The sequence below is a fragment of the Paenibacillus kobensis NBRC 15729 genome, from assembly GCF_004000825.1.
Classification (GTDB): Bacteria; Bacillota; Bacilli; order Paenibacillales; family Paenibacillaceae; genus Paenibacillus_T; species Paenibacillus_T kobensis.
Map to the genome: position 1 here is coordinate 1 of NZ_BILZ01000031.1, position 23,331 is coordinate 23,331.

Genomic DNA, 23,331 nt, shown 5'->3' on the forward strand with positions numbered 1-23,331 from the left:
GTGAAGTCCCTCAATGTTGTAATTCCATCCACTCCGTCCGCGCGGGCGAACCCCCGGGGTTCTCACCCCCTAGGCCAAATCCACCAATAAACAGAAAACCACGTCCGATGGACGTGGTTTGATTGTTTATTATGGTGGAGCCTAGGGGGATCGAACCCCTGACCTCATCGCTGCCAGCTATGGGCGGCTAGTTTTATGTGTATGTGAGTGGTTGATATGACTGGGTTTTTCGGTATTTGAGTACGATACGTATGTGGTTTGACCACATTTTTGGATAAGTTCGTGGTCAAACATGTGGTCAAGCGTGGTCAGCGTCTTATTTCGTCCACAGCTTGCGTTTGTACAACCTTAAACGGTGCTTCAATGTTGTATCGTGTTTCCGTGATTATCCACAATCGCGGGAACACTTTTTTTTCGTCCGGCTGCCACGCTTCGAACTTCCACTCTTCCGAATGAAAATACTGCTCATACCGTTGCAGTTTATCTCGCATCATCTTATCACTGTACACAGATCGTTGTATCTCGACATAAAACGGGGTGCGTTGCCATATCATGAACACGTCTGGTTCGGGGTTTCCTTTACCATACTTCGGCTCGACCACAAAGATTCGCGGTTCTTCGACTTTCGCTACCTGCTTATAGAAGTCCACGATCTCGAGAAAATGGCCCAGTTTTGCACTGTCCTTCTTAATCGAGCTTGGCGACGGGAAGTAAATGTACTGTCGGCGCTCCTTCGACACCTCAATATGACCGTCCCGCCGCAGCCGCTTAAGCACCATATTAGCCTGTGTGGTCGGGTGCTTGACGCCGCCGAAGTGGAGCTCCGCGACGTCATCCCGTGTCATGGCTCTAAACCGCGTCAGGTCCTTTACAATGGCTTTGTCTCTCTCGTTCATCTAAAGCACTCCCCAAAAGGCCTCTTCTTCCTCAATGACTTCATACTCCACGTCAATCACATCGCCCTTTGACCACGTACGCTTTGTGGTCACTTCTTTATGTGGCGCCAGCAGCCTCTTTGCCTCTTTCAATTCCAGGTACGGCATCTGAATCATCCTCAATTCCTCGCCCTTCATATACATGCGTCCGCGCTGGCTTAAACGAATATCTGCAGCTTCCCCGGATCCTAAAGCAATTCGAGAGTTGATCTCGTCGGACTGTCGGAACGCCATCCGTACAGTTAGGTTGTTCTTCAATGCTCCGTCTAAAATCTTCGAGTCCGGGCGCTGCATGGAGAGGATGAGGAAGACGCCAAGCGCACGACCGATGGAGCTGATGTCCTCGATCATCGCCATGATTTCTTTCTCTTTGCGCAACAAAGACACCTCATCGATTGCAAGCACGATGTATTTTGGCGGGTTCGGTAGGTCGTCGATATGCGATTCCTCTGCTTTGTCCAGCAGATCACCGCGGCGCTTCATCTCCTTATCGATCTTCTGTAGCACGACGGCCAGATCATTCGGCTTTACGACGACTTCTTTTGCTACACCACGAAATAGGTGAAACTCCGACCGTTTAAGGTCCGCACAATATAGCTCGATATTGTCGCCGTGTGTCTCAATCAATGTGGTCAGTATGGCGCGGATCGCCACCGACTTACCAGATCCGGTCTCGCCACTTATAAGAAGATGAGGTTGGTTAACCATGTCATACGACTCCCACCCCTTACGGGACTTGCCAGCGACCACAGGAAGCCTCATGCCTTGAATTGATGGGACAACGTCCTTTGGGTTATAGTCAAACTGTTTCATATCCGACGGGTAGATGATTAACGTGAACCGGGAACAATCCTCACTAAGATCGAGATGCGGTCCGAAGCCTTGTTTGAATAACCACAGACTGTTAAAGATAACTTTCGGGTCCATCCCCTTCGGGAGATTGAAGTTTACCTGCATATATTCCGTAGTACAAGCAATCCTAGAGATGCGCGGGTAAATAAGCCGGTCGTCTTTTCCCTTACCGCGTTTTACACGGACAAATATTTGCCCAGCCTTAAACAGATGCATAAGTTTCCTACGCGTGACAGTTTCCGGCAACCCCTGATAACACACAAACGCACCCGCGAACGCAGCTGCCGCCACCCCTCCGCTCACTGCCACAACACTAATCATGATGCAGGCCCCTTTAGACACATATAATGTTTTGATTTTAAGAAGCGGCGAATAACTTCGGATAATCGTTGTACTACAAATGCATTAAAACAATGGTCATTACATTTGTCACTGCATTATCTAAAGACTGACACAATGGTCGATGCCAAGCCTCCGCATACCTTTGCATCAAATAAATAAGCTGCATATATACCGATGGCTAGGGCGACGCCCACCAAGCTGACTCCGGCCAAGTCGATGATGTAGACCTTCATACGCCGAACACCCCGAACCGTGCGGCTACGTAATGTACTCCGCCCCACCAGAAGTTCCATGCCACATACCCGGCTGCGATGTACCCTATGATTTTGATGAATACGACTTTATCGCCATGTCCGAACTGTTCCATTACATGCTCGATAAGCTTGCTCGTTAAAGCGATCCCGGCCACCGTGAATAAGGCGCTCATGCGATCCCCTCCTGTAACTCAAATGACTCAAGCAGGCCCAGCCAGTTTCCGAAGCACTCTAACTCGTCGTCGTGCCGATAGACTTCGTGATGCGTGATGCCGTTGCCGTAGAAATAGTAGCTGCTAATGTCGCTGCCATGCCGGCTGTAAATGCAAATGACGCCGCAATCGTTGACAATCAACAACTTGCCGATTTTAACGTGATGCATATTTCGTCGCCTCCTGTCGGGTTGTTGATACCAATGTATCGAGTGGCGTTTGTCCGTTATTCCAACTTTCGTTTACAAACTATGGGGATAAATTTTGAGAGAGTTGTCCATGATAGGGCTAGGAGGGATTCCTATGTACCCATCATGGCAGAAAGAACGTTCGAGGCTTGGAAAGTGGTTGGACCTTCATGGGCGGTCGCAGGAGTGGCTTGCAGAGGTAACGGGGATTAGTAACAATTCAATCTCTGACCTATGTAGCGGAGTGACTTCAAACCCGAGGAGTGCAACGCGGGCTAAAATAATAAAAGCACTTAGTCAGATCGATCCCGACGTAAGTGCTTCTGATTTTTGGTAGTCATTCTGCTGCAATGATATCCGTGAATTTGATCCACTCGCCAGCAATACGGATACGCGATTGATCTACGCGCTCCACAACGCCCGTTTCAGAGCGTTCGTTAAACGGGTCATATATTTGAATTGTAACTTCTGTCTGGTCCATGAACGACTTGCTGACGGCTGCAGCGATGGCCTCGGCCTCGTCAAAGTCGATGTTCGGACGGATGCGCCGGCGTTCCTCTTTTCGCATTTCGACTAACGCTTTCTTATGTTCAGGGAGCATCATGCGGGACGATTCCCAAAACCCGTTACCGGTTAACTTTTTACTCATGCGGTCACCTCGTTTAGAACGTATGTTCTTATTAAAGCACAAAAAAAGAGGGGCTACAAGAGCCCCCGTTGCTTCATGACGTCCGCGATCAACAACAGCTTGCGGACGGCCTCGTTCTGGAACTTGCCGCCCTGCGCCTCTTGGTAAAGCCACAACACGCGCTCTGCGATATCCTTCGGTGTATTGTATCCTGTGATCTCCGCAAGCCACATCAGTTTAATTTCAGCAGCTACACTCCATCTTGGATCGTTGTAATGGTCATAAAGTGCTTGCACCCTTTCAGCAGCAGCGTATGCCTGTATACGCGTGGCGGAAAGTGTTTGCTCATACTGTTGCTGCTCCTCGATGTGCAGTGCCAATTCGGCTACTTCTGCCCGTATGAGGTTGATATCAGTACAAGGGCATGATGTAGCTGACACCTCGTTATGAGCCTTGATTTTGATGTTCGGCCAGATGCTTTTTACGAGCAGAATGCCTGCGTACAGCATTTGACGCTCTACGGTGGTCATAGAGCGCTTTGACAGGTCACCACGGATGGAAATGCCTATGCTGTTATGATTGGCCCCACGCGCGTGTGTTGTGTACGCTAAAAGGTCGTTTGTCTGCACTAACCGGTTGCCGTCGACGCACAAGCTGTAGGCGATCCCCGGCCAGTCGTGGGCGGTTATGTGATACTTAGCTTGATTGGCAAGTGGAGCTTCTGACGCCATATGATGGACGATTAGGTTCTCTACTTCGTCAAATTTGCGCCGGCCCCATGTTTTAGTGGGGTGCTTCGGCAGTTGATCCGTAATATCCTCGATAGGCGGCACGTCATACGGAAGCCCGAATTTCATCGTCAAGCCCCGTAAAGTCTTCGGTGTCTGTTGGCTGATTGATGTTGATTGCGACATTGGTCGTCACTCCTTTCGCTTTAGACTCCCAAACGTCTTTGATTCCTTTGCCGGTTATAAAGGTCATTGCTATACCGGCGATCCATAGGATATCTTCTGTTCCCAGGTCAATCCCCATGTACTGGGTAAAGCCGATCAGTACACAGGAGATGATTAGCGTAGCGAACTTTGTTTTGCTCCATTTGACCAGTTCGCCATTCTTGTGCTTCTGGATGTCAACGAGCAACTGCGCGAAAATGAAGTTTACCGAGACGGCGATTGATGCGCCGAGTTCTACCTCATCCAAGTTCCAGCCGAACCGTTTGTTGACGGCTATAGCGAACATCGTGAATACCGCCGTGATGAACTTCGGATCAAGAAACTTTGACACTTTGACCACTCTCCTTATTCCCCGGCGGCATGCCTCCGGTAACAATAAAAACGGCCTCCTGAAGTTCAGGAGAGCCGTTCTGCATGATTTCTTCGTATTTGTATTCGGCCGGTCCGGTGTACCATAGCTTTTCCTCTACCTCCGGCCCGTTCAACTCTCGGATTTGACTCGACATTTGAGAGTTCACAGCGCAGGACTGTGGGCTCATTTCAATTGATCCCATAGCGCACCTCCAAAACAAAAAGAGCCGTGGGATGCTTTCCCAACGACTCTTTTCGATATAATATTACAACAATTGTACATATTTGTAAACTAATTATCCGAATTATATTGCTGTTCTTCCGTATAATCGACGCTTCTGCCTCCCCCATATCCACCAGTTGTAAGAAGGTATAGGGTTATCAAGATAACTACTAGGATAATCAATCTTTCGCCTGTCTTTTGACTCATCGCACCGCCTACTTTCCTAATCCTTTTGCGGCTACCTCATTCATCTGCGCGTCTAGAATGTCGAGTTTGGCACGTTTTTCAGCGCCACTCATTGCCTCATCCTTCTGAATGGCTTTGTATTGCTTATTTAGAGCAGATACGATCTTTTCCGCCGCTTTCATTCGGAGATAGTCAGGATCATTAAACGGCCGTTCATTCAAGTCGGCAGAAGCTTTCTTGGCACTAAGTCTTCCCCATAATTTATAGAATTCGTCTCGAACTTGACCACCTCCTGCTGTATTGACGAAAAAGGACTTGGCGAATGCTTGCTCTTGCCATTCTTTCGCTGGTCGGGTCGGGCCTTGTTTCCCTCTTATACCATTGATAGCAGCGTCAATACCCGACACGGCATATTGGCCAAGCCCCGCCGTATAGCCTTTGATAGTATTATCTATGATTTTCGGGCTGGCAAAATTCGACTCTTTCAATGGAGAATGACTAAGAATATTCCCGATTCCTTTTGCTGTCTCGCTGGTATAGATGCCGAACTGGTCTTTCTTCTCGAATCGTTGCTCGCCTTGGTTAACGATCGGCGCATTCCGGAAGAATGAGTGATTAGTAATTGCCTCTAGCAGCGGTGTTAATGCTGTCATCATTACAGGCGGAGTAAAAGTCGATAGCAAGGTCCGGCCGTAATTGTTGAAAGCCTCTGGATCGTTCTTATCCAACCATTCCATTACGCGCTCTGCTCCTGTAGAAAAGAGCATGCCCGCCTCGAACGGTTTCGGGATCCGGGCAAACACGCCTGCACCAGGAATACCGACAATGAAAAAATTATCCTTCTGCCATTGCGGTATGTTATCGTACTCTGCTTTCATGTCGTCAGGAAGATTCTTATTCCAGTAGTATAGACCGATTGCCGGAACTACCAGCGTCGCCGTTGCTCTCGTCAAGAAAGATGTTTTGTTTTCCATGAATGAACGCGCCATTTTGTCCGTTCCTTGCAGCGCTGCATTCAAGAACGCTACTGCTCGGTTTGCCTGCCGGATCGCCGTGCCGGCTCGATTAAAGTCCATCAAATCGCGCGCGGTATATGCAGCTTCTTCAAGGCTACCAGTCTTCCGTAGTGTCTTATTGAAGGCACCAACTTTGGTTGATAACTCTGATACCTCCGCAGCTTTCCGCAAGCCTCCTATGACCGTCTTAGCGGGCGTATAACCTGAAAGCATCTTAGCCAGCTCTTTAGGACTTGTGACGATGTTTAGAGCCTTATCTTTCAACGACCTCTTGAACACGGCTTCCATCGCCTCGCGGCTCGCATCCCGGTCCAACGACATTACAGTGCTCATTGCACCGCCACTCGAAAGGAATTGGTCGAACGTCTTCGTTTTCCCTAATACATGGAACATTCCTTTTGCGAAGTCCACCGGATTAAATCCGTACTTCGTGCTGTTGATCGTCGCTCCCAAGATATCGCGGAATGCGTTTCGTATCGTGAATTCTGGCGTCAGCACAGCACCCGCGCGCAGCATTGAAGCAGCTCCGCCTAGGAACTTGATGAGTGAGTTTGTGGATTCCGCATCTAATGACAGCATTGCGTTGTATAGGTCGGCATCCCTCACCTTATAGGATTGCCGTACGCCATTCTCGTAAACGCTCACCACATGCTCCGCTACGGATGATCCGCCTTTTCCAAGTGACTCCACCCAGCGGCCGGCACCTTCAACCTTCGATAGCTCCGCCAGTTGCAGACCCACTTTATTCTTCGCCGCGGCATTCATAACTAGCATTGTGTTTTTGACGATCGATTCAATTGGGTTGATAATGGTCCGCGTCGAACCTTCTTCCGACATAGACTTAATCGGGTTCGAGATATTCGCGAAGCCCTTCGAAGCGCCAAATCCACCATTTTTGAATCCGGCGATTGCGTCATCATCGAAATACCGCATGAACGGAACATAGTTCGGATACTTGCTTCGCATCGCTTGAACAGACTGTCTTGAAAGAATCTGCGCATCCACAAGAATATCCTGCAGATGATGGTTGAACTTGATGATTCCTTGTTGGACCGCCTGCATTTCAGGGGTGTCAAGTTTGCGCAGCACTGCTTGGATCTGGTCATCGTCAAACGGAACTTGTTTGCCCATCGCTTTCAGATCGACAGCATGCTTAACTGCTAAATACGTCGATAGGTCAGTTTCGCTAACACCTAACTTTTCTATTGGCGCTACGATCTGACGAAGCCCCTCGCTGACCTTATTGCCTTTCGCGTCATAAATCCCCCGGGTAATCGCAAGTTTCGCACGTTCTCCAATACCACGACTTAACCGCGCCATTTTATATATCGAGTCATTCCCGACGCCAACTTTCTTTTTGAGCGCCACTTCAACCAATTTCAATGGATTGAGATCGTCTAAGAACTTTGTGTAGGTACGCTCCCAACTGAAAGGCTGTTTGCCTTTGGAACTATCGAAGTCGAGAAGCCCCTTTGCTTGATTGTAATAGCCTTGTGTGATCCAAGTATCGACGTCACCGGCGGATGCTTCTAATCCTTTCATGGTCTTGGCGTCGAGTCGACCATCGAAAAACTCGGTAAACTTCGGCGCAAGTCTCTTGGCTGTATTCGGATCCGTGAGACGGAGGCGAACATATTCCGCAACGCCTTCCTCCGGGATTTGATTAGGTTGATATGCAGCAAGATTAAGCGTTCTGTTGTTTCTCGCAACAGCAGCCAACTCTTGATGGAATTGAGGATCGTCCTTTAATTTGAATCGTTTATCCAAGTTGTGCCCGACTTCATGAGCAATGACTTGAAGGTCTTCCGCCATTCGTGTGCGAACGACTTCCGGCTGAACTTTAAATTGACCAAGCACTGCGCGTCCGCCAGATAATCTGCCCGTATCAATAACTACCCCCAGATTTTTCCGAAGATTTGAAACCACTTTATTACGGTTGATGGTTCTTTCATTCTGCGTCCTTGCATTTCTGAATGCTATGCTGTTTCCGGCATAGTTCTGAGCTCCTGCGGCAACTTCACTTTCCGCACTTGAAGTCGCCTGAGAAAGACGCGATGCTGCACCAACCCTTAATGATGATTCGGCTTGCGCTCCGATCCCTTTCGCCCTTGCAGGAACTGTAACCGGACTTTCCGGGATACCCGTTTGGCCAAAACTCGGGTATCGATCGAGCGTCGATTTAACTGGCATTGGCGCTCCCGCCACTTCGCGCCACGCCTGGTTTTGTTTTGCTTTCTGCACCAATCCCGGTTGTACGCGGTCTGGACGAGTCGGATATGCGCGTTGGATTAACTCGTCAAGACTAACTCCGTCACGGCCGGCCATTGAAGCCCACATTTGTTCGACTTCAATATCCTCTCGTCCCGGTGTAAAGCCTCCATCGCGTTCTCGTTGTTGCGCCTTGCTCATTAAATCCTCAAACTGGTCTCGGAACGGATTAGATTGTCGTTGAATGCGAGCAGTCGTAGGTGGTGCAACATCAGGTGATGGCAACCCTAGCGGTGGTGCTTCTGGAGTGATAACGTCGGGCGTTTGTGCTTTGTTGGCGCCACGCAATCTGGCTGCATCCTCACGGCCCATAGGAAGCGCAAGAACTTCTTCCGATACACCATTGCGTTTGAACAAGCGGTTGAACGCTGATTTAAGTCCTCTGCCAAGTAGATTTAAACCAACATCGCCAGCACCACCAAGGGCAGTATCTAAACCCACATCTACTGATCGTTCAGCAAGCGATTGATTGTTTCTTCCGGTAAGGACTTCACTAGTTTCACGACCGGTGCCGAAGATAGCCCCGCCAAGCGCTCCGCGTAACGCGATTTTTCCAAGTTGCTTAGCCGCTGGTTTGACCACCATACCAGCAAGTCGCCAAGCGCCCGAACCCGGAGCAACGTAACCGGCAAATTGCCCCACCTTGCCCGCTGTAGTCTGCGTAGCCCCATCCGCCCACTCTTCGTTCCCGGCAATGCGGTCCATGTATGAAGATAGTCCAAGTGTTGCGGCATCTCCAAAACCACGTACAGCGTTATCGATCCGATCATCAATCTTCGTTCCCGGTATGTTAATTGGAATACGTTCATATAGCTGCTTGCCTACGGGTTCTATGGGTTTCGACTCTTTATCGATGCCAGGCAACCAGCTAAGATTCTCCTTGAAAAAGCCACCTACGCTATCAGCTACGCCTGACATTGCTTTTGATATAGGCGATTGTTCTGCCATTCGTTGACGTTCTAGTCTTGGCGCTGCAGCGGCTTGTTGTAGTCTGTGGCCTATATCAGCCGCTGTCGGCCTTGCTTGAATGACTGATACCGGCGCTGGCTTACTCAATTTATCTCTGATGCCATATATGGTTTGGGTTGCCGATAACGGAGACGTTACAGTAATTGCCGGCGGTTTTGGCCTTGTGTCAGGAATAAGACCAAGGTCCATGCGACGACTTTCATAAAAAGAAGAAGAGGAAGCCTTATCGGCCTCCTCCCGTTTTGCCGTAGTTGTACCTACGCCTAATTCTTTTCTTCTGCGCTCATAATATGAGTCTCCCACGGGCGTCAACCTCCCCATTTAAGTCCGTAGCGTTGATACAACCTTTTCGTTTCTGCTTCTGGTAGATCAAGCGAGAAGATGTAGTCTGCCAAACCTTCAGGATTAGTAACCGAGTATCTACCCGTAGATTGTCCCATTGCGTTCACTTCTTTCTGGACAAATAGCGAGTTGTCGATGTCTTTGTAAGCATCCTCATAAGTCGCAGCCTTTTCTTTCTGTTGTTGTCCGTACGGCGTTCCCTGTTGCACTCCATACGATTCAAGTCCTGTCGGCGCTACTCCGGTAGCCTGCCATATATCCATGAGTCTGCCGTACGAAGCGTTTGAATCAGCGCGTTTGTTGTCCGTTTGTGAATTCTTCTTGCTAAGGTTGTAACTTGCCCATTGGCGTGAATTATCGTCCTTCGCTAATCCATAGTTCCGGTCAGACTCGAGAACGCCTCGATTGTAATTCCGATCACTCTCTAACACACCACGGTCATAGTTCCGATCTGATTCAAGGACCCCTCGGTCATAATTACGATCAGATTCAAGAACACCGCGATTATAATTCCGATCTGATTCCAATACACCACGATCAAACTGTTTCGTCTGCATGCCTTGATTAAACGTTTGATCCTTGGTAGCAAAATCGTTCGACCATTGTTGCTGCTGGTCCGCCTGCCGATCGTTGCTGACACCGAGGATATTCGAGAGCAGTGACGCCGTGTCTGATTGTTTATCTCGGTATGCGTTGTATCGGTTGGATTCGGAGTCTTGGAACCGCGTATATGCCTGCTGGAACAACTGCGGCAGCAGATTAGCCGTAACATCGCCGTAAGCGTCCTGCTGAATCTGTCCCAACCGGTCCGAAGTGATAGTGCTGTCCAATATACCGCGTCGCGCGAGGTCAGCCATGGCGTTTCCGCTGGCCTGTCCTGCATTCGCTTGTGCACGCTGTAGAGCCGCCTGATAGACCGGATCGGAGTTCGGGTCATATGAGAATGTACTCGGCTTATACGTGCCTATATCGCTCTCTATGGCCTTTAGGAGTGAGTCTATCTTGCTGTTGGTCTGGCTTGTCTGCTGGCGCGTCTGATAGCCCTGTAGGGCGCTGTCGAGTGCTGCCTTAGTGGCGTAGGACGTACCGCCTTGTACCGTCGCCGGAGTGATAAATGATTGCCCGCCGACTGTCACAGAATTATTGGCTTTGTCATAGCCGATCTGATCGTTGCCGATGCCATTGTTCAGCAGATATTGCCGGATTGCTGACTGCCCATCTGGTGCCGGCTTAGGTGTTGGGGTTGCTGTTGGCTTCGGAGTCACCAATGAGGTTGGCGTCGCCTTTGGTAAGCCTGCCGCCGCCGCAATGCCCGCACCTACCCCAAGGCCCGCGGTCGTCGGTAAGAGGGGGTTCTTTTTCAACGTATTAGCTATCATGTGCCCACCTCCACGGCTGCAACAGCGTTATAGGCTAACTCCAATTCATCCATGCGTTGTTGAGCAAGTTCGGCTTCACGCGTCTTACCTGCTGCCGCTGCCGCCGCCTTGGTCAACTGCATGTCATAATACTGCGCCTGTAGGCTCTTAAGCCGCTGTGCTTTAACCTGTTGTTTTGTTGCTACGTCCAAATCATTGATCATGTTTATGCTCCTTCCAAGGCGGTCACACGCGCCGATAAACTATTGATTTGCGTTTGCAGAGCGTTATTGATGCCCCATACAAAGCTCGTTGTTGCGTAATCGGATAGTCCCGATTCTAATGCGGCTATCCTCGATCCGTGGTCATCGCTCACGACTTGGAGCTCACCAAATAGGTGTGCCAAGCTCGTACCCGTGAAGTCAATTACCCGGCTAAACTCGTTTATGTTGATGTAGGATGAATAGAAATTTACGCCCGGAACGGAAATGTTGAACGGGCCGCCGGAGTACAGCGCAAATCCAGTCCAGTCAAAATAGAACTGTGCCCACGAACTACCGTCGACAAAGGCGAGATACGGCGTCAACGTTTCGCTTAGATCGTAGGACATAGCCCCCATTGTGATATATTGCGAAGGTGATTGGTAAGCGCCAAATAAGTCGTTTTCGGGGTCGATCATTACTCGCGGGTATGAACCCTCCCGACTCTGAATCGTCCACCCTGTCGCTACCCCTTTACCGCTGTTGTGGACGCGCCACGGGGCTATCTCCGGTGTTGTGTCGCCAGCCCAGAAGCGTACATCATCCAATCCGCTGTAAGCCCCTGACATGCCTACATCGCCGTCCATAGAGGTTAGACGATCATTATCGACTATCCACCTGCCTATCTCTGTGATGTTCTTGCTGTTGATGTTCCGGCTAAGGTGTTCGACGGTCTTTTGAAGCGACACAACCATATCCGCGAGTTCTTCCGGCGACTCCTTGCCTGTCGGCCGACTGAATGATATTGCTCCCATATGCCCTCCTATACGACCGGAAAGTTCCGTTCATCCATCGAGATTTCACGGACTGTCACTTGACCGGTCCACGTAAGTTTGAACCGCAGCGTATTGCTTTGTGCCACTTGGAACGGGTTCACGCATATCCGATTGTTTATTGCCTGTGACGCGCTCAAATCGCTTACTAGAGTCCATGATTCTCCGGACGGCTCTTTGCTAAGGTAGACTTGTAGCGTCGATCCTACAGGCTTCTCGACCGTCACCCATAGGCGCGGCCAGCGTATGCGTTGGCTCATCGACTCAACTGTGAATGTTTTGGAAATTACCTCGCAGGAGATTGCCACCCCGTTATCTGTCGTCCCACCCATCTGCAGCACACGACCTTGCGCATCGGCCATGTACAGCGTCTCGCCCATCTTGACAATGTGCGTGGGTTGGAGATCGTTCCAAACGTCCCACTGGTCAATTTGACTATCCCATACAAGCACGGTGTCAACAGTCGATCCCATAGGCAGTGCAACGTAAAGGTAGCGTCCATCAGAGCCAGCACAGCACTGTTGTTTGAGCGCTTTGTTCATGTTGTCGATGTACCATTGGACCGGCTGCGAGAATTTCTTACGAGGGCGTACGCCTCCGCTGTATTCGTATATGCCTGTCTCATCTACGAAATAGAGGACAGATTCAAGATTGGTCATTGCCTTGTTGTTAAGAGCTCCAAAATCTTCGGCGATGGCGTTCGATAGATCAAACGAGTTTCTGTCTGTGCCGTATAATTCATAGGATGATGAAGGGAAAAATACGCTAAGATGACCGGTTCCTGCTCGTAATCCAATGATGTCTTCGCCCCTGTATGTCTCTTTTCCGATCGTCCCCGGAGAGCTGTCATTCGGCCTTCCTGTCAACGTCCACTCTTCTGCTAAATTGATACCGGTATAGTGGATTCGATTACCCACCGCGCAATACAAACGATTGTCGTGCTCGTTGATATAGTTTGCACCTGCCGGAGCGTTTGCCAGCAATTGAACAATGCTGCCGTCGAACCGTTGTACCGGATCGACTCCGTTCGTGCCGATAAGGTTCGTCTCCCCGAAGCCGCCTTTGAAGTTAACGAAGCTCCAATCTGCAGACGTGTTCAGCCCGGATTTCATCGTAATCCAGTCCGTACCGTCCCATCGCCGCCATGTACCGTCCGCAAATACAGCATGCAGGGTCTGCCCCTTCCACGATGCTAGCCCAAGCACTCTACCTGGTACCGATCCCCCAAGCACAGTAAACCCCGGCCTAGTGGTAGCAGCCGGGGCTTTAGAGGAGTGTAGGTTTTTCGAGTGAGCGAACTGTGTCTCCGGGATGAAGTACGGGTCGTTCTTGTTTGTGCCGTTGAACACGCGAATTACACGGTCCGGGGCGCGTTGTGATCGTACTTTAGGCCAATATTGCACAAGATCACCTCTTGTCTACTATAAATCGACATACTTCTCAATCATCATCTGCTATTATTTTCCTCAATTCGGAAGAAAGGAGGGTACATATGATTATTCAAATCACTGATTCGAAATTTGTTGATAGTGTGGTAGAAGTTGACGGAAACTCTTATGTTAACTGCACCTTTACGAACTGCACTTTCGTCACGGCAACCGGAAATTATTCATTTGACAAATGCAGTTTTAATGGTGGTTCGCTTCAGCCGGTTTCAGGAAGTAACGCTGAAGCTGTTGTAAGTTTGTTCGTCGGTTTGCACGGTCGCTAAAACATTACCCATACCAGAGGGCTTATCGAGAGCCCTCTGGTGTGAATGTGCAACCGATAAGTCTTTCAGCAACAGTATTGTTTCGATTAGTGCAGTTTACGAATACACAATCCACGATTCGTTTCATGATTGTCCTCCTCCTTCTCCATAAATGGTTATCTGATCCACGATGTACCACAAGTCAATCTCTCGATACTCATTTGCCGGCTTACCCGGCGCGAATGCTGGTGACTCGGACATAAGCAGCGTGTAATAATCACCATCTATCAGTACATAGTCCACCTTTGCCACTTCGCCGTTCGACGTACGATAAGCAATGGTAAGTTCGACGCGCTGCAGCACCTTGTTTTCTGCGATGGTCTGAATCTCTTCTGTCTCGATATCCTTGGTCACTTCCGTCATCTCTTTGACTTGAACCGTCTTATTCGAATCGCGCACTCTACCACCCCCTTAATGCATGTTCATTATGATCCATACCCGACATGTCGCAAGCGATACCGCGTTCGTTGTGTTAGACTTAGCCGATAGATTCATCCCAACGATCCGCAATCGTGTCGGTATAAGCGGAGCAATCTCTTCGATCGTAAGCCAGTTGGCTACCAACGCACCGGATAGCGCCTTTTCGATGTACGCCGAAGTGCCATCATCGTAAATCGCCTCCACCTTGTATGTGACCGTTTCAGAAGCGAACGTGCCCCATAGTTGGATATGAGGGATCATGGCGTACTGCCACTTGTTCGGAATGGCCGTAACGGCTCCGTAGGTGTTATTGACACCGCACGGAATGTTGATGAGCTGGTTGTAACAACCGGGCGCGGCTGATGTGAATTGCTCGGACGGGTAGTTAACAAACTGCAGTTGGGGCAGTGAGTACTCATATTTTTTTGTAACTGTCCCGATGTAGGTTGGTTTTTCGATTACGTTTCCTGCACCGTTGATATAGTGCGCGACTCCTGTGATGGTGTTGAACGTGTTGTGCTCGAAGAAGCCGCTTGAGCCCATAGAGATACATTTATCAGCGATCGTAAAGTCACAGTGAGTTACCTTTGCGTAGTCACCTGCTTTGATAACGTAGTCGCCAAGGTTCATTTTGTAGAACGAGCAATGATTAACGCGTAAGCGTGTTTTAGCTTGAATAAACGGAGTTCCACAGTTTACTGCGCTGAGGTGGCTGATTTCGATCGGAAGTACTGAGTCGCCGCCCGGAACATTAGTTGCATTGGCTGTTAAAAAGTTCTTGATGTTTATTACGCTGCCGCCATTGACCTTAAAGTCGTAGGTTGAGACACCGACCACATCGAATATCCACCTCTTATTCTGCCCGCCAGAAAAATAGGTGAAGTGATTGAATGTAACGCCGCGGGTATCCGCTGTTGGTCCGCCAATTGTGAAACTCGGCTTTGTCTCATCGAGGACAGCATTAATGTTGCCTGCCGAAAGCGTAACCCCAGTGCAATGACGGATAACCGACGGGGAGTTTTCGATCTTCAGTTCTTGAATCTGAATTTCCCGTAGCAGCTTATTAACGTTCTTGGTGCCGTCAATTTGAAGTCCGCCCGGACAATTTTCGATCCGAATTTGATCGATGTGAATTGCGTTTGTTACGTCGATAATGGAGGCATCTCGTCCGCCCGGTTTAGCTACGCCGGGGTACATGCCGAATCCAGGTGTATTTTCATCTGTTCCGACGAAAATGATCTCAACTTGATTCAGGAACGTGTCATAGCATTCTTGCATCCGAATCCCAGTGCCAGCGATATTCAGAATGTTGACACGATTGATATAGGCTTGGGATGTCAAAGTAAAATCAATTCCGCCGGCTGCTGGTGGATTATCATATTTTGTGGTGAACGCGAAATGCTCGTCCGTTGGCGAAATAGTGAAGTCCTCGTACCCTATGCATGCTAACCATTCTTCTACGTTGTCCCGCCCGAAGACGAATCCACCTGAGCCAATAGGGTTGATACGTGTGGAGTATACTCCCGAACCTCGAATCACAACGCCTGTTTTCATCACGATCTTTCCAACGTCGATGTTAAGGACGCCAGGAGGGAGAAGCACCACGCCGCCACGGTACAACTTCGACAACGGGAAGTTCCGCAGCCCCTTTGCACCGGAGTCGATCCAAGAGTTTGCTTCGTTAATTGCTCGTTGCAACCCATCGGTGTGATTTGATTCATGGCTCGAGATGTAATCCAATACATTAAAAATTACTTTGCTCCAAGTTTCTCGGTTTTGATTTCCTGACACTAGTTGGCTCGCGATCAACTCCGCTTTATTGAGCGGTCGGTAAGAGGATACGCCATACGGGTTAACCTCCAGCCCAATCACATTCGCCCAACTCTCGCCCGATGCTAATTGTTGTGCGATAAGCTCCGCCTTGTTCATATATCACACCACCCTAATCGGAGGCAGTTCCGGCTCCGCATTCGCCTTTTTGTAGTCATCTAGTAGACCCTCACTCCGTGCGAGATAGCCGTTTGCCACATCAAAGGCTTGGTCAATTTCAGCCATATCAGCGCACAATCCGAACACATGGATCATGTGAAAATCCGGATCAAAACTCGGATATTCGCTCATGTCTGCAAGGGTGTACGTCTTCGGTTCCGCGTAATGATATAACAAGATACCGCCTTCAACGGTTTCAGGTGGAGTAGGATACAAGCCTAGTGCATTCTGATAGGTGTAGAGGAACGGCGGCGGAGCAGTGTCGTCGTCGATTTCCTCGTAGTCGTATTTTCGACCGTTGACGATGGCCCAAATGATTTTATTCTTCGAAAATTCAAGCGGATAAAGGAACTGTCCCGCGGTGATATCAATGATCGTCGAAGTCTTCGTGCGGAATTTCGTCCGCATAAGGTACTTCTCACGTTCGTTAATCTTGACAAGTTGGCTTTCAACCGTCAGCCCGTTGGGATACCGTTCGTTTGCTTCGTTGATGATTTGCGCGATGGTCAGCGCCACCCGTGACACCCCCTATATACAGAAAAAGGGCAGGGTTGCCCCCGCCCGATCCCTGTTACTCCGTTGCCGCTGCCGACTTCGCTTTCTCCTCGGTCACTTCCGTGATCTTGGATCCGAACAGCCAGTGTTTGCGAATGAATTCGGTCTCCGTCTTATCGTTCGTCTCATACACGCCGTTATTGAAGCGGATATGCTCCCCAGGTTGCAGCACTGGAATGCCGTCAACGACGACTTGACGGTCCGGTTTGATGCAAAGTACATGGTTATCGCAATACGAAATGAATTTAGCCACGTTTCAATTCCTCCTTAGCCCGTCACGTTCGTGATAAGGGCATGTGTTTTCGGCAGCCGGACTTCGATACCAGCCTCCGTGATGTATTGATCTTTCCGTTGGTCCTCGTCGTTATTCTGAATGTTTGTCTCGAGCGACGTATCGCGACCTTTGAGAGGGCGGTACTTGATGTTCTCGACGTCAATTACAGCCGCTTGCGCGCCGTAGACGGCACCTTCGAACAATGGCTCGTAAACGAGGTTCAGCACACCGAACGGCGTGATGTACTTCGTCACCGCAAGACCGAACGTATCCTCGCCCTGTTGGATTTGCAGTTTACCCGTCGCCCAGTTGTTGATGACCGAGAGGACGCGCGCCGAGCAGAACATGATTTTTTCGCTCGAGCCGTAACGGAAGATGATCTCCGATACGTTGCGGTCGAAGTTGGCTTGTGTCAGCGTGCCGCCAGCGTCGTAGTTATTGGACGTAAGGAACGACTGAATACCCTTCGTGGAGCGCTTCGGATGCGTGCCGGTCGTGTCCTTTTTGAGCTCACCAAACCAGAATGCGCGAGCCATGTCCATCGAGTGCTCGATACCCTTTTTCATTTGCTGATAGGAAAGATCAGGGCCGCCGTACATAGCCGAAGCATTCTGCGTGTTCGTAACGCCGAATGGTGTCTTGAAGATTTGGCAGTAGTTCGTTTTAACGACTTCCAGCGTGGATTTGATCGACCGAGCCCCCGAACCCTCCTCGTTGGCGTTACCAATGATCACGATAGGGTCATTGTTGACCAACGCAGCTGCTGCCGTCGTACCATGTGCACGTTTAACCGTCAGCGAGTTTGCTGCAATCGCTGTAATCAACAAGACTTCACCAGTGCGCGGGACTTTGACAAGGTCATTTGCAGTGAAATAGTCGCCATTCGCAACAACGATCGTTGTGTCCGTCGACAGATAACCGCCGGCGTTAGAAACAACGTCCCAACGCGCGCCGAGATCATCTTCCATCCAGTTGTATTCTGGATTGCTTGCAGTCTCCGACTTGCCTTGCAGGCGCTTTAAGATCGTCGTGAGCGGTGTTTTATCGGGCTGCAGCAGCGCGATCTTCTCGCTCATATCGATCTTCATTTTTGCAGAAAGAATATTACCGGTACCGCGTACACCTTGAACTTGTGGCATGAATTAGTCCTCCTTAACGCGAAAAGAGCCCCCCACCGCGCCTGCCTGCTGCCACGATGGCATCAGCGACTGCGTCGGCTGGACTCTTCTCCGTTTGCTTTGGTTTTGTATTTGATGGAGCTTGAAGACCCGTTTTAGCCCGGCGCGACGCCTCTGCTTCTTGGCGACCTGCTGCCTTGGCTTGCTGATACAGTTGAGCGGTTGATTGATTGCCCCATAATTCCCTTGCCGCCATCTCTAGCACTCGCGGAGTCGGGCTCTTTGCAAGGTTTGGATTGCCGAAGTCTTGTGCAATCTCGTTAACCCTGCTCATAAGCTGGCCGATACCGTCTTCGGTGTTGACCTGCGGGTACGTCGATGCGACCTTCTCGATATTGGAGATGGTTCGCTCAAAAGCGCGCTCTTGCTGTAGTGGATTGATTACCTGGTTGGCAGCTTGTTGAGCAAAATAATTGATTGTGCCGATCGGATCATCATTGAACGCTCGAATTACCGCGTCTCGCTGATCCTCGGTCCACTCTTGTGATTGTGGCTGCTGTTGCTGTGTTTGTTGCAGTTGCTGCTGTTGCGGCGGCTGATGAAGCTTGCGCTTGAGGTTCTTGTACGCATTAATCAAATCCGCCTGCGACTTGAACTTCCCGGCTATGAGTTCTTCGGAGTGTCCTTCCGGGTCCGTTTCCTCTTCCTCGAGATGTTCTTCTTGCTCCAACTGTTCTTCGGTCGTCTGCTCTTGCTGCTCTTCTTGCTCGGAATATTCCAGTTCGGCCGTTTCGCTCGTCGTGTCCTGTTCGGGGACGAGGTTAACGGGTGTCGACTGATCGAAAATTCCCATGTTCAAAACTTCCCTTCAATGTGGAATATAAAAAAGCACCCCTATTCGGAGTGCTCGACCACCGTATGTTCGGTGACTTCGTCAATAATGTGCTGCGGCTTCTTCAAAACCGACTCGAGCGACTTGATATGTGCCCGATGCTGCTCGACTTCTTCTAGCTTGCAGGTGACGAGTTGGTTCTTGTGGTACTGGATGCGTTCAGACAGCCACGCGGCTATGATTTGCCAACCCTCGAAGGTTTGGAGGGTGTGCATATGCTCGACGTGGCTTACATCGTAACTCATAGGCCACCACCTCCCCCAATGACCTGTAGGCCGCGTTCAGCCTGCATAGCTGTGTTCGCCCCTCCACCGGACTGCGGCGGCGCTGTTCCGCCCTCTTGCGGCTGCGGCGGCGCGCCGGATGCCATACCGATGAGTTCTTGTAGCTCCGGCGGCAACGATGCGACGTATTGGCCAATGACCTGTTGCTCCATCGCTCCCATAACCTCTTCATCAGACGGCAAAAGAGTGTCCGTATCCTTGATGTCGTACGCCTCGAACACCTTTTTGAGCAGGTTCTTGCGGTATTGTGGGAACTGCACGTAGAACGGGTCTTTCGAAGCTATCGCAAACAACTCCGTCATCCGCTGCTTAAACGCCTCTTTGTTCGCCATTGGCTCGACCGACGAACCAGCTGCCGTTATCCGGTACTCGCCTTGGATATCCTCTGGCGTAACCTCGACAAACTGCATGCCCTTGTCGTCGCTCACATCAAGCAACCGCGCGTCGTCAATGAATTGCTGGTTAAGCTGGATCATCAGCCGTGCGATCGGTACGAGCAGGTTCTTTTCGACGCCTGTAACCGTGAGTCTGAACCGCATCGAAGAGTTGTTGTCCTTGCTCATGGTTGTCGTGGCCGTCTCTCCGGCGCTTGATGTGCCCATCACCACGTCATGTGCGCCCGTGGTGTCCTGCATATCCTGCTTGATCGTCGCCTCTTGGTTAAAGGTGCTGCCGTCGATGGACGGTACTTCAAGCTGCTTAATGTCGTCATGTTCATCGACCAGGATTCGGCCATGGTTCTTGTACGTCCAGTTCTTCGGCGTGATCTCGGCCCCGCGGCGCTGTGTGAATTGCCGCCGAAGACTCATCGAACGATAGTCCATGCGTTGGTTACGCTCGCTGTTCAACTCGTCGTGCTGGTCCTCGATCATCTCAATGATGCCGATGCCGTAAAACTCGCCCGGAAGTTTCGTATACGTGTCGGATACGTACGGTTTCTTGCGGTGATAGAACGGATTCTCGCCGTCTCGAGCCAAGTACGACCGGTTGATGATGATCGCTTGCTCATCGTCCTCGTAGTAATAGTGGACCTCGAACAACTCATCCTCTTCGTTCGTGGTGCTTTCACTTGCGGGAACGCCTACGAGAGCCATTTTGTCATCACGGGCCGTGTTCTTCTTATCGCTTTTCTTGACCTTATCCCACTCGACCTTTAGCACCTCTTGGTCAGCAAGGCTTTGTATCTCTTCCTTGGTCATGTAGCAGAGATGGCCGCAATACCGGGCTGTATCGATGTCCTCTGCATTCCGGTCCACGTAAAAAAGCCCGAGGTCAAGGAATTTGACTTCGGGATCATCATGTACTGTTTCGGTGCCCTCTACCGGCTGCAATTCTGTGATTGGCTGGCCCATTTCGTCAATCATCGGCACTTTATCGCCTGTTTCTTCGTCCACTCCGTACGCTTGGCCCATCTCCTTGCGGATCACCTTGCGCTCGTCGTACCTCCACCCGACATAAGCTACGGTCGTACCGTAGATACACATGGTTTTGAGACCGCCGTGGAACAGGTCTTGCAAACTCATCGGTACATTGTGCTGATGATCGAGCAGCTTTTGGTGCTTGTCGGCGGATACGTCCCACGGCTTTTCCTCGAGATGTTGAAACTGCCGGTACTCCGCTGCATCCTTTGGCGTACCTGTCAGCGTCACGTATGGCCGGGAGGCGAAGACCGACTCAACCAAGCGCGGCAGAACCGTTTCGACCTGTACAAATGGGTACGGGATGCTGATGTTCGACCGATCCGTTACGACCTTGCCATCTTCATCAACAATCGCGTCGACCAAGTTGCGGTAGCGCTTATAGTATCGCTCCCACTTTTTCTTATATCCGCTGTCGCGCCACTTCTCTGCGGCTTCAATCCGGTTCAGTAGCTTTCGTAGGCGTGTCTTCTCGTCCTTCTCTGTCTCTGTCGTCTCTATGATTATCACCCCTTTCAATAGCCTGTGCGGCCGAATGCACCGCTATATTCGTACTCACCCTCGTCATCCTCAATCAAAGTCATGCGCTGCTGTGACCGCGCCTTGTGCGCGATAGCAAGCGCCATGATCGTGTCATCGTGCTTGCCCTCTTGCGCTTCTGGCCGGCCGTCCTCGTTGCGTACGAACGTCAGCATTTCGTTGAGCGTGTCGATATCGTTGATCAACTCGACATTCTCGCGCACGATTGCCACAAGCTCGGCAATGATGACTGGTCGTGTGACGCGCGTTGTCTGGAAGCCGTACTTGGTTTGCGTGGTCTTCGATATTTCATCGAACACCTCACGCTTGAATTGGCGCGGATACCGGAGCCGCTGCAACTCTTTGACCGGATGCAGGTCGAAGTTCGTCTCAATCGCGATCAACGCGCGGTTGTAATACTTGCCTAGGCAGTACATCTGCTTGGCGAATAGGTCCGTGTCCGTGTGGCCTTTCCACGTTGCCGCTATAGCTCCTGTAACATTGTTAAGGACTTGACCAACCGAATTGTCAATGCCACCTTCCGCCGTATCACCACCGATAACATACGGCGTCTTCGGCTGCGGTGTCTCGTAGATCGATACATAGCCCGCATCATCCTCCACGAATTTAATAGACTTGTCGACGATACGCTCGTTGACGTAGTCATAAACAAAAGAACCGCGCTTGACCACGTTCGGATTCTTCCGAAGGTAGCTAAGGCGGTCCGTGACTTTCTGGCCGTTGAACACTGTGTTGCCGACAATCCCCCACTCGCCCAAGGCGTACACCATGTAGTAATAGGGGTCCTGCTCTTTCAGTGATTCCAACGTGCGTTTATATTCATCGTCGATGAACATGTTGTCTAGGTACGTGGTGTGTACGACGGTTGCATTCGGTTTACGTTTATCGAAGAATACGTCCTTGAGCCAATGTGTAATGCTGATCGGGTTGAACGATACCATGATCTGCTTGTAGTTCGCTGTGAAGCCCCGGAGACGTAAGTCGAGCTGCTGGAAGTCCTCCTGCAGGACCTCGCTCGCTTCCTCCACCCACATGCCTGTGATGCCGTGGATCGACTTAAGCTTCTCGACGTCATCCAGCCCGGCAAATACGATCTGATTGCCATTGACGCACGTAATGTCCATGTCGCTCTTGTTGATCTTGAAGAGGTGCGACACGCCCCAATCGGCCATTGTGCCGCGTATGAGCGACCATACGGAGTTACGTATCGTGTTGGCGACCTTGCGCACGACGAGGAACTTGTGCCCCTTCTCTTCGAGCATGCGGATAACGAGCTTTTGCGCTGCGGCTACACTCTTACCCGAGCCAGCGCCGCCGTAAAGGATCAAGTAGCGGTTCTGGTCATCAAGGATCGGATGCGCCCAGGTATTCATGATGTCGTCTACGTCGATGTCAATCGTCACTTCCGGCATCGTCGCTCACCTTCTTGCGTCGTACGCTGATGGTCGTCGTAGTCGTTTGCTCAATTTCTTGTTTATCTTGCCATCCGTAGTTATTTTTCAAGTTGAAGATGATGCCTGTCATGTTTCGCGCAACCTTATCGTATAGTTGTTCCTCGGTGTAATTCTCGATTTTAGCTTTCGCGCGTGTTATCGTGTGAGAAAATTCGTCATCTCTTTGTTCATAATCCAATAATGTCCGCCTTGTCGTGCCTAAGTAATCCGCAAGCCCTGAGATCGTATACGGACGCGACTGCTGCATTCGAACTTGACCATGCCTATCCAAACACGGCACCCATACGCCGGTCGGAAGCTTAGTGTCCGGGTCTACCGCCTCGTACCATATTTCCTCAGAACATGACTCGAAATACTCGTCTATTTTCTTCTGCAGTTCTTTGGCAGACTTGAATTTTAACGGCCTGCCAGTCTTCGTATCTGCCATTGTCTCATCTCCTCTCTACGCAAAAGAGCCGTACCCGTAGGTACGACCCCTTGATACTCCTTGATATTACTCGCCCACGGCAACAAGCACTTTGCCGCAC

The 23,331-nt window shown here is 50.4% G+C and carries 25 protein-coding genes; 2 read left to right on the forward strand and 23 right to left on the reverse strand.

All coding sequences use genetic code 11. The features are described 5' to 3' along the window. Positions 1-308: 308 nt before the first annotated feature. From PKO01S_RS17445 to PKO01S_RS17460, 4 genes are all read right to left on the reverse strand, one after another. Positions 309-896 carry a hypothetical protein gene (locus PKO01S_RS17445; protein WP_127532721.1) on the reverse strand — a complete coding sequence of 196 codons (588 nt, stop codon included), beginning with the start codon at positions 894-896 and terminating at the stop codon, positions 309-311. Beyond that, a complete protein-coding gene (locus tag PKO01S_RS17450; protein ID WP_127532722.1) occupies positions 897-2,108 on the reverse strand; it encodes an FtsK/SpoIIIE domain-containing protein in 1,212 nt (403 codons plus the stop codon). A 250-nt stretch (positions 2,109-2,358) separates the two neighbouring features. Then, a complete protein-coding gene (locus tag PKO01S_RS17455; RefSeq protein ID WP_127532723.1) occupies positions 2,359-2,556 on the reverse strand; it encodes a hypothetical protein in 198 nt (65 codons plus the stop codon). After that, on the reverse strand, positions 2,553-2,765 hold the full coding sequence (locus PKO01S_RS17460; RefSeq protein ID WP_127532724.1) for a hypothetical protein: 213 nt from the start codon (positions 2,763-2,765) through the stop codon (positions 2,553-2,555). Before PKO01S_RS17460 ends, PKO01S_RS17455 begins: the two co-directional genes overlap by 4 nt. Before the next feature lie 133 nt (positions 2,766-2,898). On the opposite strand from PKO01S_RS17460, the gene PKO01S_RS29795 reads away from it, so the two are divergent. Continuing rightward, positions 2,899-3,120, forward strand: a complete 222-nt coding sequence (locus tag PKO01S_RS29795) for a helix-turn-helix domain-containing protein (protein ID WP_164779651.1) — start codon at positions 2,899-2,901, stop codon at positions 3,118-3,120. Here PKO01S_RS29795 and PKO01S_RS17470 read toward each other — a convergent pair whose 3' ends face one another. The 9 genes from PKO01S_RS17470 to PKO01S_RS17510 all read right to left on the reverse strand — a co-directional run bounded on the left by PKO01S_RS17470 (position 3,121) and on the right by PKO01S_RS17510 (position 13,315). Continuing rightward, positions 3,121-3,432: a YolD-like family protein gene (locus PKO01S_RS17470; protein WP_127532726.1), complete on the reverse strand. Its 312-nt coding sequence runs from the start codon at positions 3,430-3,432 to the stop codon at positions 3,121-3,123. It lies immediately after the preceding gene. 53 nt (positions 3,433-3,485) lie between these two features. Beyond that, positions 3,486-4,268 carry a peptidoglycan recognition protein family protein gene (locus tag PKO01S_RS17475; protein WP_164779652.1) on the reverse strand — a complete coding sequence of 261 codons (783 nt, stop codon included), beginning with the start codon at positions 4,266-4,268 and terminating at the stop codon, positions 3,486-3,488. Further along, a complete protein-coding gene (locus tag PKO01S_RS17480) occupies positions 4,246-4,695 on the reverse strand; it encodes a hypothetical protein (protein WP_127532728.1) in 450 nt (149 codons plus the stop codon). The genes PKO01S_RS17475 and PKO01S_RS17480 overlap by 23 nt, the downstream gene beginning before the upstream one ends. Then, the gene (locus PKO01S_RS17485; protein WP_127532729.1) at positions 4,679-4,918 is read right to left on the reverse strand and encodes a hypothetical protein; all 240 of its coding nucleotides are present in this window, start codon (positions 4,916-4,918) and stop codon (positions 4,679-4,681) included. The genes PKO01S_RS17480 and PKO01S_RS17485 overlap by 17 nt, the downstream gene beginning before the upstream one ends. A gap of 235 nt (positions 4,919-5,153) precedes the next feature. After that, positions 5,154-9,680: an LPD38 domain-containing protein gene (locus PKO01S_RS17490; RefSeq protein ID WP_127532730.1), complete on the reverse strand. Its 4,527-nt coding sequence runs from the start codon at positions 9,678-9,680 to the stop codon at positions 5,154-5,156. 5 nt (positions 9,681-9,685) lie between these two features. After that, positions 9,686-11,098: a hypothetical protein gene (locus PKO01S_RS17495; protein ID WP_127532731.1), complete on the reverse strand. Its 1,413-nt coding sequence runs from the start codon at positions 11,096-11,098 to the stop codon at positions 9,686-9,688. Continuing rightward, positions 11,095-11,301: a hypothetical protein gene (locus PKO01S_RS17500; protein ID WP_127532732.1), complete on the reverse strand. Its 207-nt coding sequence runs from the start codon at positions 11,299-11,301 to the stop codon at positions 11,095-11,097. Before PKO01S_RS17500 ends, PKO01S_RS17495 begins: the two co-directional genes overlap by 4 nt. Before the next feature lie 2 nt (positions 11,302-11,303). Then, positions 11,304-12,092 (reverse strand): hypothetical protein, encoded by a 789-nt coding sequence (locus PKO01S_RS17505; RefSeq protein ID WP_127532733.1) that lies wholly within the window; start codon positions 12,090-12,092, stop codon positions 11,304-11,306. A gap of 8 nt (positions 12,093-12,100) precedes the next feature. Further along, on the reverse strand, positions 12,101-13,315 hold the full coding sequence (locus PKO01S_RS17510; protein ID WP_127532734.1) for a hypothetical protein: 1,215 nt from the start codon (positions 13,313-13,315) through the stop codon (positions 12,101-12,103). Between the two features lie 287 nt (positions 13,316-13,602). Between PKO01S_RS17510 and PKO01S_RS17515 the strand changes: the two genes are divergently transcribed. Further along, on the forward strand, positions 13,603-13,821 hold the full coding sequence (locus PKO01S_RS17515; protein WP_127532735.1) for a hypothetical protein: 219 nt from the start codon (positions 13,603-13,605) through the stop codon (positions 13,819-13,821). Positions 13,822-13,944: 123 nt separating this feature from the next. Here the strand turns inward: PKO01S_RS17515 and PKO01S_RS17520 are convergent, their stop codons facing one another. Genes PKO01S_RS17520 through PKO01S_RS17565 form a run of 10 tightly spaced genes read right to left on the reverse strand, consistent with a single transcriptional unit; the run spans position 13,945 to position 23,231 of the window. Continuing rightward, positions 13,945-14,259 (reverse strand): hypothetical protein, encoded by a 315-nt coding sequence (locus PKO01S_RS17520; RefSeq protein ID WP_127532736.1) that lies wholly within the window; start codon positions 14,257-14,259, stop codon positions 13,945-13,947. Between the two features lie 12 nt (positions 14,260-14,271). Next, the gene (locus PKO01S_RS17525) at positions 14,272-16,209 is read right to left on the reverse strand and encodes a hypothetical protein (protein WP_127532737.1); all 1,938 of its coding nucleotides are present in this window, start codon (positions 16,207-16,209) and stop codon (positions 14,272-14,274) included. Between the two features lie 3 nt (positions 16,210-16,212). Beyond that, positions 16,213-16,785, reverse strand: a complete 573-nt coding sequence (locus PKO01S_RS17530; RefSeq protein ID WP_127532738.1) for a phage adaptor protein — start codon at positions 16,783-16,785, stop codon at positions 16,213-16,215. A 55-nt stretch (positions 16,786-16,840) separates the two neighbouring features. After that, positions 16,841-17,077, reverse strand: coding sequence for a hypothetical protein (locus PKO01S_RS17535; RefSeq protein ID WP_127532739.1), 237 nt, complete (start codon positions 17,075-17,077; stop codon positions 16,841-16,843). A gap of 14 nt (positions 17,078-17,091) precedes the next feature. Beyond that, positions 17,092-18,237, reverse strand: a complete 1,146-nt coding sequence (locus PKO01S_RS17540) for an SU10 major capsid protein (protein ID WP_127532740.1) — start codon at positions 18,235-18,237, stop codon at positions 17,092-17,094. 13 nt (positions 18,238-18,250) lie between these two features. Beyond that, positions 18,251-19,069 (reverse strand): hypothetical protein, encoded by an 819-nt coding sequence (locus tag PKO01S_RS17545; RefSeq protein ID WP_127532741.1) that lies wholly within the window; start codon positions 19,067-19,069, stop codon positions 18,251-18,253. Positions 19,070-19,110: 41 nt separating this feature from the next. Beyond that, the gene (locus PKO01S_RS17550) at positions 19,111-19,353 is read right to left on the reverse strand and encodes a hypothetical protein (protein WP_127532742.1); all 243 of its coding nucleotides are present in this window, start codon (positions 19,351-19,353) and stop codon (positions 19,111-19,113) included. After that, a complete protein-coding gene (locus PKO01S_RS17555; RefSeq protein ID WP_127532743.1) occupies positions 19,350-21,320 on the reverse strand; it encodes a portal protein in 1,971 nt (656 codons plus the stop codon). The genes PKO01S_RS17550 and PKO01S_RS17555 overlap by 4 nt, the downstream gene beginning before the upstream one ends. A gap of 5 nt (positions 21,321-21,325) precedes the next feature. Next, positions 21,326-22,762 (reverse strand): PBSX family phage terminase large subunit, encoded by a 1,437-nt coding sequence (locus tag PKO01S_RS17560; RefSeq protein ID WP_127532744.1) that lies wholly within the window; start codon positions 22,760-22,762, stop codon positions 21,326-21,328. After that, on the reverse strand, positions 22,743-23,231 hold the full coding sequence (locus PKO01S_RS17565) for a terminase small subunit (RefSeq protein ID WP_127532745.1): 489 nt from the start codon (positions 23,229-23,231) through the stop codon (positions 22,743-22,745). Before PKO01S_RS17565 ends, PKO01S_RS17560 begins: the two co-directional genes overlap by 20 nt. Between the last annotated feature and the right edge of the window lie 100 nt (positions 23,232-23,331).